Origin of the sequence: Neobacillus sp. 114 (genome assembly GCF_030127045.1) — a bacterium.
Classification (GTDB): domain Bacteria; phylum Bacillota; class Bacilli; order Bacillales; family Cytobacillaceae; genus Neobacillus; species Neobacillus rhizophilus.
In genome coordinates, this window is record NZ_CP126144.1 from 5756997 (window position 1) to 5771964 (window position 14968).

Annotated in this window: 9 protein-coding genes; 2 read left to right on the forward strand and 7 right to left on the reverse strand. The window is 44.9% G+C overall.

Features of this window, described 5'->3' with window-relative positions:
• Positions 1 to 2 precede the first annotated feature (2 nt).
• From QNN06_RS28265 to QNN06_RS28290, 6 genes are all read right to left on the reverse strand, one after another.
• Positions 3 to 1202: a glycoside hydrolase family 88 protein gene (locus QNN06_RS28265; protein ID WP_284036471.1), complete on the reverse strand. Its 1200-nt coding sequence runs from the start codon at positions 1200 to 1202 to the stop codon at positions 3 to 5.
• The gene (locus tag QNN06_RS28270; RefSeq protein WP_284036472.1) at positions 1199 to 2632 is read right to left on the reverse strand and encodes a sulfatase family protein; all 1434 of its coding nucleotides are present in this window, start codon (positions 2630 to 2632) and stop codon (positions 1199 to 1201) included. The genes QNN06_RS28265 and QNN06_RS28270 overlap by 4 nt, the downstream gene beginning before the upstream one ends.
• Positions 2633 to 2658: 26 nt before the next feature.
• Positions 2659 to 6072 (reverse strand): polysaccharide lyase family 8 super-sandwich domain-containing protein, encoded by a 3414-nt coding sequence (locus QNN06_RS28275; RefSeq protein WP_284036473.1) that lies wholly within the window; start codon positions 6070 to 6072, stop codon positions 2659 to 2661.
• Positions 6073 to 6084: 12 nt separating this feature from the next.
• Positions 6085 to 6957 carry a carbohydrate ABC transporter permease gene (locus tag QNN06_RS28280; protein ID WP_213117518.1) on the reverse strand — a complete coding sequence of 291 codons (873 nt, stop codon included), beginning with the start codon at positions 6955 to 6957 and terminating at the stop codon, positions 6085 to 6087.
• 38 nt (positions 6958 to 6995) lie between these two features.
• Positions 6996 to 7895, reverse strand: coding sequence for a carbohydrate ABC transporter permease (locus QNN06_RS28285; protein ID WP_217035917.1), 900 nt, complete (start codon positions 7893 to 7895; stop codon positions 6996 to 6998).
• 76 nt (positions 7896 to 7971) lie between these two features.
• Positions 7972 to 9273 carry an ABC transporter substrate-binding protein gene (locus QNN06_RS28290; protein ID WP_284036474.1) on the reverse strand — a complete coding sequence of 434 codons (1302 nt, stop codon included), beginning with the start codon at positions 9271 to 9273 and terminating at the stop codon, positions 7972 to 7974.
• 113 nt (positions 9274 to 9386) lie between these two features.
• Here QNN06_RS28290 and QNN06_RS28295 point away from each other — a divergent pair, with 113 nt between their 5' ends.
• Together QNN06_RS28295 and QNN06_RS28300 are read left to right on the forward strand one after the other, a co-directional pair.
• Positions 9387 to 10892: a sensor histidine kinase gene (locus QNN06_RS28295; protein WP_284036475.1), complete on the forward strand. Its 1506-nt coding sequence runs from the start codon at positions 9387 to 9389 to the stop codon at positions 10890 to 10892.
• Positions 10893 to 10924: 32 nt separating this feature from the next.
• A complete protein-coding gene (locus tag QNN06_RS28300) occupies positions 10925 to 11608 on the forward strand; it encodes a response regulator (RefSeq protein WP_284036476.1) in 684 nt (227 codons plus the stop codon).
• A gap of 51 nt (positions 11609 to 11659) precedes the next feature.
• On the opposite strand, the gene QNN06_RS28305 is transcribed toward QNN06_RS28300, so the two are convergent.
• Positions 11660 to 14887 (reverse strand): chondroitinase family polysaccharide lyase, encoded by a 3228-nt coding sequence (locus QNN06_RS28305; protein ID WP_284036477.1) that lies wholly within the window; start codon positions 14885 to 14887, stop codon positions 11660 to 11662.
• Between the last annotated feature and the right edge of the window lie 81 nt (positions 14888 to 14968).

Sequence of the window (14968 nt, forward strand, 5' to 3'; positions counted from 1 at the left end):
ATTTACCAGTACATCTTCCAATCCTTCACAAGTCTGATTAACGCTTCAAAATAGTAATAGTCGCCCCAGATGCAGCTTTCATCTACGCCGCTGCCGCCGGCTTTGTAGTAGACCGCATGCTTGAGGATTCCATTTGCTTCACTGTCGATCTCGGTCCGATAGTTTTCATATAGTGACTGCACCATTTTTAAGGCAGCATTTTCATAGATTTGTTTTTCCGGGTCGGTTAACGGCATGTGCTTTGCCATCTCGAGCAGGCCGCAGATTGTAATCGCTGCAGCTGAGCTGTCCCGCTCCTGGTCACCCTCTGTAAAAATTAAATCCCAGTAGCAAATCTCATCTTCCGGCAAACGGTTTAAATAATAGTTTGTCAGTTTCTTCGCTAACTCAACTAAACTCCAATCACTTGTATAGTGGTAGCTGAGCGGAAACCCATAGATACCCCAGGCTTGCCCGCGCGCCCAGCAGGAGTCATCTGCAAAGCCTTGGTGAGTATTGCCGTACAATGGGTGGCCTGTCTCCGGATCCATGTAATACGTATGGAAAGTGGATGCGTCTTCACGGACAATATATTTGGCTGCCTGCTTGACATGCGACTGGGCCATTTCCCGATAATGTGGTTTTCCAGTTACCTCCGAAGCCCAATAAAGCAACGGCAGGTTCAGGTTGCAGTCAATGATCATCCGGCCGCGCTGCTTCGGATCGTTAAGGTCGCCCCAGGCCTGGATAATCCCGGCTTTATCGTAATAGCGGGTAATTAACAAATCTGCCGCTTTTAAGGCAATTTCCTTTGCTTCTTCATTGCTAGTCAGCTTATAGGCACTGACACAGCTTAATGTGTAGAGGAAGCCCAGGTCATGATGGTCGACTTCAATTCGTTTTTCGAGCCGTTCTTTAAAACTCTGAATCTGCTTCTCTGCTACTTTCCGGTATTTTTCTTCCCCGGTGTACTCATAAGCGAGCCACAGCATCCCGGTCCAAAAGCTCGTTGTCCATTCCACGTTATCAATCGGTTTGTAGACAAGGTTCTCACTGTTAGAATCGGGAAACTTGTCTATGAACAAGTCTAGGCTCTGGTCAATTTTGGCCAACACATGCTGAATGGCTTTTTCCACAAAAGCGCGGTCGACTGCCGGAGCTTTCGTAAAACGTTCGATATTTTTAATGTCTTCCTTGCGTACTTCGGCTGCATATACGGTCATTTCATAACACCTCTAAGTTTGTTGTAAAAAGGATCATTTAAGTCTTTCAACCAGCGGCACAACTTTCCTTCAAGCTCCACTGCGGCCGGATGGCCGGATGGGTCTTCAATCTGTTCAGGGTGAAGCTGGTATTGATCGTTTTTCAAATCGTAAAGCAAACGGACCAATTCATCACCAGGGGCATAGCCATGGTGAATCACATAGGTAAACTCATGTGTGCGAATCGCTCTCCAGCCAAATTCCCGATTATCCAGTCCCGCTTCACGAATTGCTTCAATCGCTTCCTTCCGGCCCGGATAGGCGCTGATATACGCTTCCTCCGGTCCGCCGCTCTGGCGGTTCAGGATATACCCGGATAGATCTTCCCCCTCTACCGAACTAGGAATCTCTAAATCCAGCAGCCTCAAAAGGGTCGGCATAATATCAACGGTGTTCAGCAGGAGATCCGTTCTTGTTTGCGGAATCACCCCTGGCCAGCGAACGCAAAAAGGAACGCCGATTGATTCCTCATACCACACATGCTTCGCCATCAAGCCATGGGACCCCATCATTTCACCATGGTCCGATGTCAACACAACAATCGTGTTTTCCTCCAAATTTTCTTCCTTTAAAAATTGCAAAATTCTTCCGAACTGGTCATCGATGCCTGAGATGGCAGCGAAATAGTTTAATTGCTTATCCTTTAATTCCTCGATGCCGCCATCCACTGGTTCTCCGGTATGCACCAAGAAGGTAGACTGGTTTACGTTTTCCCTTAAGGTTATTTGCTCCCTGTCGTACAGCTTCCGGTATTTTTCTGGCACCTGATCAAACGGGCTGTGCGGCGGATTCCACGATAAGAATAAGGCAAACGGCTGCTCTTTATCCCGGTGTTGAAGATACTTAAGGGTCTGGTCCGTTTCATGCTCAACCGACCATTGACTGACTTTTATTTTTTCCGGACTGTCCTGCCAGTAATGCGGAGCAAGATGCTCATCCCACGCCCCGTAGGAATACCAGTATTGGAAGCCGTGCCGTTTCGGTCCCGGCGGAGTATAGGCATCCCAGCCGGAGGCCCCGGATTCCGGCTGGTCAGTGACGTTTAATTCCGGCAAATCAAGATGCCACTTGCCAATATAGGCCGTCTGGTAGCCGTTCTCCGAGAGCACATCGCTGATACAAGTTTCAACCGGATTCAACATGACATCCGCCCCGACCTTACAATTGGTATAGACCCCCGTGCTGTTTGGGTACCTGCCCGTCATTAGTGAGGCCCGATGAGGAGAGCACAATGGAGAGCAGGTGACAGCATGGGAAAAAATCGTCCCCTCCTGTGCAAAAGCATCGATATTTGGCGTAATCACCTGATCCTCCTCTTCATAGCCGACAGCCTGACGGCGCCATTGATCGGCAAAAATATAGATGAGATTCGGTCTTTGTTGACTCTCCATTTGTCTCGCTCCTTTTTTTCTTACGTTTATCTAATTGAATGTGGACTGTTTCCTTTTACACTTGGAATCATTTTTAATTTAACAGTGAAGGTTTTGCCATGGGCCTGGTTGACATTAACTTTCAACTTAATTGAAGGCTTCGTTTGGATAACCTCAACCTGTTCATCGGCTTCGAGGACCTCAAAGGCTTTGCCATCAAAATCAATGTCAATCGTGCAGGTATTTTGCATCGTTGGGTCGGAAACGGCCAGCGTCAGCACTCCATCCTTCTCCTGCATCATAATTGACGCCTTTTGATAAACAGTTAACGGCCCAACAGTTTGTTTTTCATCCAGCCAGAAGTTTGCCCCGATGATATTTTCCTTTAGCTCCTGCACCGCTTGAACGGCCGTGTCATTTCGTAAAATTGAAATCTCCGGCTGGGCGGCATATTGGCTTGTTTGTTCCTGTGTTAAGCTCGGCAATAGCACGTAGGAATACGTGTCATTTGCAGGATTCACTCCATGATCAAACCACATCGTGGCGTAGGAACGCGTAATTGGTTTCGCCGGTTCGCCGTAATTGATGTCCTTCCATGCGCCTGTCCGCTGTTCTTTTTTCAAGGTAAGAGTTTTTCCACCCGGGAAGTAATAGCCAATATCAGAGCCCGGCACATTTCCTTCTAGATACGCCCACTTGGCCTCAGTAGTATGGTTTTGACCATCGCTTAAGTCTGGTTTTTCCCCATTAATGATCAGTTCGTTTGAGCCGTTGTCACGGATTTTTCGATTTTCAACAATCGTCTCAATCGTTCTGTTATCCCCGCTTGTGATTCCTGTACCAAGCGCGACAATTTCGTTATCGAACATAAACCATGATTTTTTGGCTGTTAACGAACTATTCCAAGCTTTGTAAGACATGCCTGCTGTACCAAATCGGTCCAGCGTGGATCCCCCAACCCAAGACTCAGGTGAATTATGCTCCCCGCTGCCGTCTGCCCGCTTCATCGTATCAACGGTCGTCCCAGGCATCCGGTACGGGTCAACGGTAGGCCAGAAATCATCGCTGTACTGGGCAAGATCGGCATTGTACAAATAGGTCATCCCTTCGCCTGTGTACCAGCCTTTGCGGTTTTCATCATTCATATCTTCATAGTTTTGGATCCGATTTGAATACATGCTGATGCCAAAAGCGTAGCCAGGTTTTCTGTTCACCACACGGTCCATCGACGCGAAGGTCTTATGGTAATCAAGCCCGCCCCTAGGCTTGATGTCTTGATTTTCCAACAGTTCTTTGGCCAGGACCATGTCCTTGAAATTACTGGAGCTTGAAAGATAATCTAGGTACGTATCTTCCTGAAGCCAGGATTTGGCCATACTCTTATATTTCGCTGCATACGGTTCCGGTGCAAATTGCGCCATCCGGATCACTACTTTGGTAATCGTTTGCCCGGCCTGATGGTCCTGAAGGAAACTGCGGGAAATCGCTCTTCCTCTGACCATATCCATCAAAGCGCCTTTATACATGAATGGTTCAAAAGCGTTTTCAATCCAGTCATAGACATTAGACACTTTAGGGTCCGTTACAGCCCAGGTCGAACCGCTTAATAAATCAAGCAGATCGGTCAACCCTTCGATTAACACATTTCCATAAGAACCGGTATAGGCGACATCCTCATGCTGGACAAACGAGCCGTCTTCATAAAAACCATCGCCGGACGTCACGTTTTCAAAGGTTTGGCTCAGTGCGTCCCGCGCTGCTGCGATTTTCGCACCATCCTTCACAAGTACACCGCGTACACCGACTACCTTACTGACATCTATACGGTTGGCGCCGACTGCTTCGCGGTAATTACCAGGAGTCGTCGCTCCTGATTTAGTCGGATCGGGCTGAAAATGATCAATCACGTTCAAATAGCGGTGAATGGTTTCCTGGTCCAAATAATCATATAAAAGTACCATGATGCTGTTTAATTCATTCGGCACGCCGATTTCCCAGTGCCACCAGTTGCTATACTGCTGAATATTCTCGTTATAGCGGTTTTGATAAAGCCACTCTAAGGCATCCTCAATATCCTTTAACAATTGCGGGTTGCGATAAAGGGCCGAATTTTCATTGGCAAATGCCTTGGCCATGGTCGTCAGATTCCGGTAACTGTCACGAATATCTGCGGAATTATCATTGCTTCTGTACTCATACCAAAGGAAAGAACGGTCTTTGTTCTTAACCATTGTCCTCCATAAGGACTGCGCCGATTTCGTTTGGCTGGCTACCATTTGCTTCATTCGTTCATTCGAACCATCGTAGTAGTCGAGACTGGTCATTTGGTTTTCCCACTTATGACGAAGCTGATCGTACTCGTCCTGGACAGCGGCTGTAACAGTGACCTGACTTTCACTTTTAATCCTGCCATCTGCTGTAGCAACAGAAATGACCGCTGTTCCCGGAGACTTTGCTTCGACAAGACCGTTCTTTACTGAAGCGACCTCTTCATTGGAAGACGTCCAGACAAGCTGCCCGGTGTCTGCATTTTCCGGAGTAACCTGCGTTTGCAGCAGGCGGAGCTGTCCAACCGATAATGATAGTTCTTTTGGAGACAGATCCAATTTTTCAATTGCTGGCCGTTCAAGGGCGTCATTTCTTAAAACCTTGACCGTACTAGTGGCAGTCAGACCATTATCCGTTACTGCCATAATCACTGCTTCACCGGCTTTTACTCCTGTTACCGTGCCGTTGTTATCCACTATGGCAACAGAATTGTCGCTTGAAAACCAAGAAATCTTCGAGCTGGCGTCAGCGGGTTCCATTTTGGCATTCAAAACAGCTGTCTCCTGCTCTTTAATGGTCACGTCCTTGTTTTCCATAGAAATCGACGTGGCCGGATCAATTAATTCTAGGGATACGTCATCAAACATGACAGTCCCAGTTCCTGTTTCAAAGAAAAGCTGGACCCGAATACTATCACAATTTTTTGGAGGCTTTACCTCCATCTTGATTTGTGACCAATCATGAGTCCCAGTTAGCCGGGGTGAGTAAAGGAGGTCAAGCTGCTGCCCTTTCTCAAAGGTGGTAACTCTGATCCTTGCCCCCTGGCCGCTGACGATATTATCCGTCTTCAGCCACGTGCTTAATAAATAGGTTTTTCCACCTTTTACAGGGACATCCTGATTCACAGATGCTCGTGCGGTTTCAGCGGCTGTAATTTTCAACCCGTATTTTCCGGAGTGGGCGGCATCTTCAGAAATAGACACAATTGGTTTTCCTGTAGGCTTCCATACGCTCCAGTTGGCTGCACCTAATTGATCCCAGCCAGATGTAGCTTTCTGGGTTTCTTCAAACCCTGTGTTTACTAAACGATTAGCGGTATCATAAGCAAAAATCAATGGTACATTGACGGACATGGTAATGAGTAAAGACAGTATGATTAGAACAGATAATCCTTTTGCAGGCTTTTTGTTCATCAGTTCGCTCCTTTATCCTTTGATTCCCGTGTTGGCAACTCCCTTGATGAAATGATCCTGTGCTAAGAAATAAACAATGATGGTTGGCACAACAGCAGATACCGCTGCCGCCATTAGCAGGGAATATTCCGTGTTATATTCGGTAATAAAATGCTGGATTCCCAGCTGCAATGTGTATAAATGATCCGATGTCAGATAGATTAACGGTCCCAAGAAATCATTCCAGGAATGCATGAATGAAAAAATAACGAGTGTGGCGATGGCCGGTTTGGACAATGGCAGGATAATCCGCCAGTAGATGCCAAACTCACTCAAGCCGTCGATTCTTGCTGCTTCCAGCAATTCATCCGGGATCGATAGGAAGAACTGGCGGAACAGGAAAACGCCAAATGGATTAAAGGCGCCAAGAATAATAAGTGCCCAGTGAGAATTAACAAGTCCAAGCTGCTTCATCAGCATAAATTGCGGAATCATCATGACCTGATAAGGAATCATCATCGTGGCCACATAGATAAAAAATAACCGGTTGCTTTCCGGGAATTTAATTTTCGCAAACGCATAACCGGCCAGTGAACTGTTGATAATCACCAAAATGGTCGTGATGACGGCAATTTTCAACGTATTTAAGTAATAAATATGGAAGGGAACAGCCGTCCAAACTTCCTTGTAATTTTCCCAGCGGAAGGTTTCCGGGATCCACTTGATAGGAAATCCGAAAATCTCCGTTTCCAGTTTCAAAGAAGCAGACAGCATCCAAACAAACGGAAGGACCATCGTCAAGGAAACTAAAATAACCACAATGTACTTGATGGCTTGGCCAACCGCGAATTTTTTCTTCTTTTTTACTTCTGGTGTATAGACTTGAGCTTCAGTAGCAATATTCATACAATACTTCCGCTCCTTTCTGTCGGTTTAGTCATAGGTTAATAGTTCACCCATTTTTTCTGCCCACTAAATTGGATGATGGAGATGATTAGAATCACCAAGAACAATACATAAGCCATCGCTGAGGCGTACCCGTACTCAAATTGTTTAAAGGCTGTATTGTAAATGTCATAGACGAGCACATGGGTCGACCGGCCCGGTCCTCCCCCTGTCAGCACATAGATTAAATCAAATACTTTAAACGAGTTAATCACACCAATGATCGTGGTAAAGAACAATACAGGAGATAACGATGGCAGCGTGATATGGAAAAACTTCGTAATCGGTCCCGCGCCGTCCAATTCGGCTGCTTCATAAAGATAATCCGGGATGTTTTGCAGCCCCGCTAAAAATAGAATCATATAATAGCCAACTGAATGCCAAATATAGACGATCGATACGGAGATTAATGCCCAGGATGGCGATGATAGCCATCCGGGAGGTGAGTCAATTCCCAGCTTCATTAATGTTCCGTTAATCGGACCCATGGATGGATTAAAGATAAGCTGCCAGACAGCTGCAACTGCAATTGTCGCTGTTACATACGGCAGGAAAACGGCCGTCCGGAACACTTTGACAAAGCGGATACCCCGGTTTAAGGCAATCGCGATCAACACCGAAATAAATAGTGTAATTGGTACAGAGATTAACATGAACAGGATGCTATTAATAAATGAAATTTTGAAATTAGTATCCTTCAGCAATTGTTTGTAGTTGTCGAGCCCTATAAATTCGATATTCCCAAAGCCATTCCAAGAGGTGAAGCTCATAAAGAAGGAGGCAATCACGGGAACGAAAATAAATACAAGGAAGCCAATTATATTTGGCAGAAGAAAGGTATAAGCGGTGATTCGATTTCGCCTAATCGCTTTCGATTTTACAGCTTTACCAGGCTTCATACTGTTTCATCCTTTCTTTTAAAAAAATTGGCACTGCTGTATGAAGACCTTAGAGCAGTGCCAAGTTCGATGCTAATTACTTTTCTCCATACTTACTTGCCCATTCGTCTTTTACACGTTTCGTGATGTCTTTGATGGTGTCATCAACTGATTTTTGGCCAATTAATGCAAGCTCTCCCTCTTGCTTGAAGATTTGTTCAACGACAACGTTTTTCACACCTGGTAACATTGGGTATTCTGGATATTCTTTTGTTTCCAAGAAATAATGAAGGTTCTTTGGCTTTTGTGAACCGTCGCCAAGATAGGCTGTTTCGACATCCTTGTCCATATATCCAGTTAAATAGCCTGCTCCGGCAAGAAGCTCTGCCCCTTCTTTACCTGTCATGTACTTCAGGAATTCAAATGCTTCTTTCGGATGCTTCGTATTTTTGTTCATCATGATCGAAACTGGCAATGCCAATGAAGTATTCTTGGCAACGCCTTCTGGATGCGGAATTGGCACAACATCCCAATCAAACTTTAAGGTTCCTTCTTTTTCCCCCTGACGAAGCTGGGCAACATGCCAATCGCCAATGATGTTCATCGCAATATTCCCTTTTTGGAAGGCTGCATTATAATGTGCTCCTGTTGATACCTGTTCAGACCATTTCATGATCGAACCGTCCTTTTCAAGGTCAACCCTTGTTTGCAGAGCATCTTTAAATGGTTTCAGGTCTTTATCAATAATCGATGCTCCCGTTTGAACAGCGCCCATGTACCAAGTTTGCGGCCATTGCTGCAGGTAAGCGCCGTATACTTTGTTTTCTCCGCTGCCGCTTGTCATCTTCTTGGCTAATTCACGGAACTCATCCCATGTCATATCATCGCTTGGATATGGAACACCTTTTTGATCGAATAAAGTCTTGTTATAGTAGAGCATCCAATTGGACTTACGGTAAGGAAGGCTGAGTACTTTTCCATCATATTTATAGGTGTCATACATCGACCCGTATCCGGAAACATCCACGCCGCTGTCTTTAATGTACTTATCTAGCGGTGCCAGAATTCCTGTGTCTACCATGTTATCCATTTGACCAGTAAATAGGTCATAGCCTTCTCCGCCAGAAAGCTGCATGCGGATTTTTTCATAATATTGCTGCTGCGGGAAGGTTTCGAATGTAATGTCGACATTTGGATGATCCTTTTTGAAATTTTCATAGCCTTGTTTAAAAATAGCTTCATCTGCAGGGAAAACGGCCATTTTTAAACTTACTTTTTCATTGGAACTCTTCTCTTCTTTTGGTTTTGCGCTGCTTTTTTCTGTTTCCCCATTAGAACAGCCAACAATCAAACTAAAACATAAAAGCAATAATGCCACTAAACTAAAACGTTTTTTCATACATTGTCCCCCTTAAAATTTTTAATAGTTTGTTATATACTCAGTGTAAGGGTTTACACTTTTCGAAATAAGTCGAAAATTTTCTTCCCCTTTTTTTGCCGGGAGTGACAATCGTGATTTTTCTATGCTTGATTTTTATGGTTTTTTTAATCTTTTTTATCTATAAATACCTTAGCAGCAGATCCATTTTCTTTTTATGTACATTGACAATTGGGTGGATTTTGGCCTATATTTCATTCACCCTTTATTTATCAAAATTTAATTACTACTATAATGTCGTCAATCAATTCATTGATTTTGGTCCGGGAACCTGGAACCGCCTTGTCCTTGGTAACTTTGATACTCATACATTAATTCGGCTGTTAAACCTGGGAATTATCTTGTTTTATTTTTCCTTCCTAAGCTTTTCTATTTCCTTCGTCAGCAGTCTTAGGAGTCATCCCAAATTGCGTTTTGTTTACATAGGACTCGGGATAGTTGGGATCATTCAGTTTCTTTTTTACGACCCTAGTCTTAATCTGATGCTTCAGGATTTGGCCTTTGAGGCAGATAAGATGGACCTGTATGAGAAGTTAAGCCGTACAGGCGATATTGTCTTTCAAGTGATAAATGATACTTATCTGATTCTTAGCCTTGCCTTATTTTTGTATCATTACATCCGTTATTACCAATTACGGTCAATTCGGGACCATACATTCTATATCACTATTAGTTTGCTCCCATTAACCTTTGTACACCTGTTTATTTTTTACTGGGCACCTGCCAACTTTGTCAGAATCACCTTCAGTAAAAGTTTTATCAATTATGTCCAGCCTTCGATTAACTTGTTTTTAATGGAATATCGCTTTTTCCCGCTGCTGGCAATTGGGGCAATCGGCATCATGCTCTATAATATTTACAAATTCAAAGCGAACGAAGCGCGCTATTCCAACATCAATATCATTACCAAGAAGAAAATTGACACTGCCTCACTCGGAATTCGAGCCTTTACCCATGCCATCAAAAATCATCTGCTGGCGATCCGCTCCGAGGCTGAATATTTACAGGAAAAATTTGCAGATGATGAAGATGCGCTGTACAGCCTTAAACTGATAACCGAATCATGCGAGCAGTCGTTCCAAAGCATTAATCAGGCGAATGATAAGCTGAAGCAGATTACTTTAAACATTAAGGCCGTTCCGCTCGATGTCCCCATCGAAAGGGCCATTCAACGATTTCGTTCCAATTTGACGAATGTTGAAATCCATTTTGAAAAAACAAATTCCAACATCCTTGTCTACATGGATGAAGATTACATCAATGAAGTGCTCAATAATATCCTTAAAAATTCAGTGGAAGCACTGTCTAATGCCGGCGGGTCCATTTGGGTCAGCGTAAACTATGTGGATCAGTGGGGCACCATTTCGATTCGGGATAACGGCCCGGGAATCGAAGCTGAACACGTGGAAGAAATTTTCACCCCTTTCTTCTCTACAAAACCAAGCATCACCAATTGGGGAATCGGCCTATCATTCTGCCACAAGGTGATCACAGCACACAGCGGTAAAATTGAGGTTAAAAGTGAAGTAGGTAAATATACACAGTTTGATATTCTATTGCCACTGGTAAAAAGGGTATAAAATATACCCCGTATCTGGGGGGAGGTATTTTCGTGGAAAATATTCATATTTTAATAGCAGACGACATGGAGGCCCATCGCAGAAGGCTTGAAAGAATTATCAACAGCGTGGACAACCTTTCAATCGCAGCTTCTGCCAAAAGCGGCTATGAGGCTGTGGCCTATGCGGCGATTAAGAAACCGGATATTGTCTTGATGGACATTGAAATGGAGAGTCAAATGGCGGGGGTTAAGGCAGCTTCAGAGATTCATAAGATTTTACCCGATACAAAAATCATTATGCTGACGGTTCACCAGGATAATAATATTGTCTTTGCCGCCTTTCAAACCGGCATCGTCGATTATTTGATGAAAGCGTCTCCAAAGGAAGAAATTATTGAAGCGATTTATTCGGCATATAATAACCAATCGCCCATCCGTCCGATTATTGCCGAAAAAATTAGAACAGAGTTTGCCCGCATCAAAAAATCGGAGGATCAATTAACATACTTTTTTAAAATCATTGCCAACCTAACTCAATCCGAACTCGAGATATTAAAGCTGCTTTGCAGCGGTTTAAAGCGTAAGGAAATTGCTGACATCCGCGCCGTCGAAGTAGAAACCATTAAAAAGCAAATCACCAGCCTGTTGAAAAAATTCGACAAAAACAGCACCAAAGAAGTCATCACCGAAGTCAACGAACTGCGACTGTTTGATTTGATTAAGGATATCTCATGATGGATGGGGACGGTTCTTCTGCTTCTGAAGCAGAAGAACCGTCCCCTCGTCTCATTTTGGCTGCAGGACAACCTCTAATGGTTCTGCATCCTTGCAATCAAATTCTATTACGGTCCGGCCGTTCTCTGATGAGAGAATCTTGATTCTGGAATCGGTGGTCGAAAGTGTCCATTCTCCTTCAATGGTCAGCTTCATTGGGCGCATAATACTCTCTGCATGGCGCCATGTACGTGAATAGATGCTGACTTCCTTTTGCACGCCATTTTCATCATATTGATCCGCTTCGGTACCCTCGTATAAGCGTAAATCAGGGTCAACCGCGCTAAGGACTAACTTTTCTCCGTCCATCTTCGTCATCACCATCGATGGTGTATCGGCAGCACGCAAGATTCCTTGATTGATAGAGTCGTTTGCTTCAAATAATGCGTAGCCTGTAATGCCTGTTGCACGGTCTTGGACGATATGGGCCATCCGATTCTGCTGGAGGACCGTGTAAGGGGTCTTCTCAGGATCTTCCATGGAGGCAGCAAACTCGGCCATTTGATTTTCATTCGTACTCACCAAAACCGCATACTGGTACTTTCCATCCTTTGGTGCTTTCCCATGATCAATCCAAGCGGTAGAAAAATTACCAGACGTGTCTGACCCGTCCTTCTGGTTCTTGGATTGTTGCAGTGACCTCGTAATGGAAATGGTTTGTCCAGACGGTACATAAAAACCATTATGCTTGTTGTCAACCAGCCAAGCGTCTTGGGTTAGAGCGAGTTGATTTTGATAAGGGAATGCTGAGATCGCACCTGTGCTGGACATCCACACCGGCTCTGCCTCTGTTTCCATATAGTTTTGGAACAGTGTCGTTTCCGTAGGATATTCGCTGTTATTATTTTCAATATCGGAACCAAGCGCGACAATCCGATTGTCGAAAAAGAAATAGGATTTCCGGGCCCGATGGGAGCCGTCATATTTTGGATGCTCATGAAGTTTCATCGCGAACATGCCGTTTTGTCCTTGAAAGCTTAGGCTTCCGGAATAGGTTTCATCAGAAATCAGCATTTCCTCAAAGCCGCTGAAACGGTCGACGTTCCGAACATCCGAACGCAATTTTTCAAATGGCAGTTGAATCGTCGTGGTCCCTGGCCAGTTGTTCCAATCCCAGCCTTCCTGCACATAGCCGCTGTCTTGATGATTTGAGGCACCCATGATTTGCATTTGCCCGTAGGACATATAACGGCCATATAAATTGGCATCCTGATAGGTTTCATTCCCCCATAAATAGCGGCTATAGCCCTTCACACCGACAAGCCAGTTGTCCCGTCTTTGAATGCCAAGATTAGCGTAATTCATCGACCAAAATCCGGTTGGGGCTGCCTCTGCCGTAATACCCTGCTGCTTAAACTGCTTAGACCATGTATCATCCTTGTCGATGAGCCTTAAATAAGCGGCCGCCACTTCATGATCAATCGGCTCTTTTCCGTCTGGAGATCCCGCCAACGCCATATACCGGAATGGAGGAAGTGTCAACGCACCCTTTCCATCCGGATGTCGCCCGGCGACACTGATCAGCCACTGGGTTTTGTTTGAATACAGGCGCATCGACATTAATGCCTTTTTCAATGTTTCATGGGCATCCTCGGTAACTCTAAAAGAACCTCCTGATAATACATACATAATCGGTGTAACCCCGGTGAAGGCATCCTTTGCATAGGCTGGGTAATGATTGTCATGGTGATAGGCTGAGCCGTCCTTCTTAAAGGCAGGGTCTAATCCATTTGCCGGAACAAGTCCTTGTGACAGCCAAGAGGTGAAGCTTTCCATATCTCTAATTTTTTCCTTCGAATCCTCCTGGACTAGGATACTGGCCAGCATTCCATTTAAGGTGGTGTTTAAGATATCGATATTGCTGACAACCTCTTCTTTAGGCGTATAGATCTTTCCCGCTCCGCTTAACCAGAACAGGGCTTTTTGTGTGCGCTCTAGTAAGCCCGCTTCTTTTAAAACATCCCGCATCAGGAAGGCAGACGAATAAAACCCGCGGATATTGTAGCCTAGATGGTGCATTGTTCCTTGCCCGCTCCCGTCTGCCCAGCCCTGGTCCGCCAAATGATCGGCCAAGTCGATATACATCTGTTTCAGTTCGTTTTTGGTCGCCTCGTCCTCAGCAGACAGATACGTGTTTGCGACTAAATCCATAAAGTCGGTGAAAGCTCTAAGATCGGCTGTATTGCTAAGCTCTTTAAAGGCAGGCTTTATGGCCGCTGGTGCCTGATCAAAATGCGGCATAAACAGGGAAGCACCGTGTATTCCATATTCATCACGGGATATTCCGAATGACTTGTTGCGGCTGCGAATGTCAGCTAGCAGCGTTTCTGTTACCTTTTGCTTTTTAAAAACTAACTCTTTGAATTTTGTTTCGATTTGGCGGATACCGGCCAAGTTCTCTTCGGTTACTTCGGTTTGAGGTTCTGGAGGTGTAAGCTTGGAATACTGCAAAAGACCAAGCCAATGGGCGTTTGCCGCTTCCATCACGTCCGGATTCACAAAGGGAACCTGAGCATCCGGGGTATGGTGCCGCGGGTCAATTGGAGTTGATAGCATCATGGAGTCAAAATACAATGTCCCGGATTCAGATTTAGGTGCAACAACTGTCATGCGGTTCATGTGCGGGTGCGGTGTTCCCTGCATATCACGTTCAAATGATACCCAGACGGTCCGCCATCCAGTAAAGTTCAGGTTCATGTCAAACCAGCTGTCAACGTGATTGCCTCGGCCAAATTGAAAGGTGGCAGTGTCGTTTACGGGCTTTTCATTATAGACCCAGACAACAAAGGACTTGATTGATTGGTCTTGATTGTTGGGGACAAATGGTGTAAATCCAATTTTCTCATTGACGAATAGCCTGGATCCGCTCGTGTAGTTCCATTTCAGCGAATTTTTGCCGTCCTTAGAGTGGCGGCCATCCAGCTCGAGAGCCGCACCCTTGTCTGTCATAAACGTCTTCGGGATACCGTTTTCAAACAGGAAAAGCGGGATTCCAAGAGCTTTTGCACCACTTTCTAGCTGCGTGGCACGAGTTGATAGGTCCTCCTCGCCTGTTGCCGTACTAGAGGCTGCCAATGCCGTTTTCGGGCTGATTGTATCAGTTGGTACAATGGTTAATGGCACCGTCAAAGCCGCTGTTAATGTTAATGCGGCAAACCGTTTCCTATAATGCTTGTCCCCTTTTTTAGGATACTGTTTCCCTTGCTGAAAATCTTGCTGCTTGTGTTTTGAATCTCTCATCTACTTCCATCTCCTTCCCCTTCTATAAACTAAAACGCTTACAATTACCATTCTAGGGAGATCCTGAGAGATAACGATAGT

Excerpts from the sequence above, each read along its gene's own strand:
- QNN06_RS28265 (WP_284036471.1), bottom strand. The coding sequence starts at position 1,202 with ATGACCGTATATGCAGCCGAAGTACGCAAGGAAGACATTAAAAATATC.
- QNN06_RS28270 (WP_284036472.1), bottom strand. The coding sequence starts at position 2,632 with ATGGAGAGTCAACAAAGACCGAATCTCATCTATATTTTTGCCGATCAA.
- QNN06_RS28275 (WP_284036473.1), bottom strand. The coding sequence starts at position 6,072 with ATGAACAAAAAGCCTGCAAAAGGATTATCTGTTCTAATCATACTGTCT.
- QNN06_RS28280 (WP_213117518.1), bottom strand. The coding sequence starts at position 6,957 with ATGAATATTGCTACTGAAGCTCAAGTCTATACACCAGAAGTAAAAAAG.
- QNN06_RS28285 (WP_217035917.1), bottom strand. The coding sequence starts at position 7,895 with ATGAAGCCTGGTAAAGCTGTAAAATCGAAAGCGATTAGGCGAAATCGA.
- QNN06_RS28290 (WP_284036474.1), bottom strand. The coding sequence starts at position 9,273 with ATGAAAAAACGTTTTAGTTTAGTGGCATTATTGCTTTTATGTTTTAGT.
- QNN06_RS28305 (WP_284036477.1), bottom strand. The coding sequence starts at position 14,887 with ATGAGAGATTCAAAACACAAGCAGCAAGATTTTCAGCAAGGGAAACAG.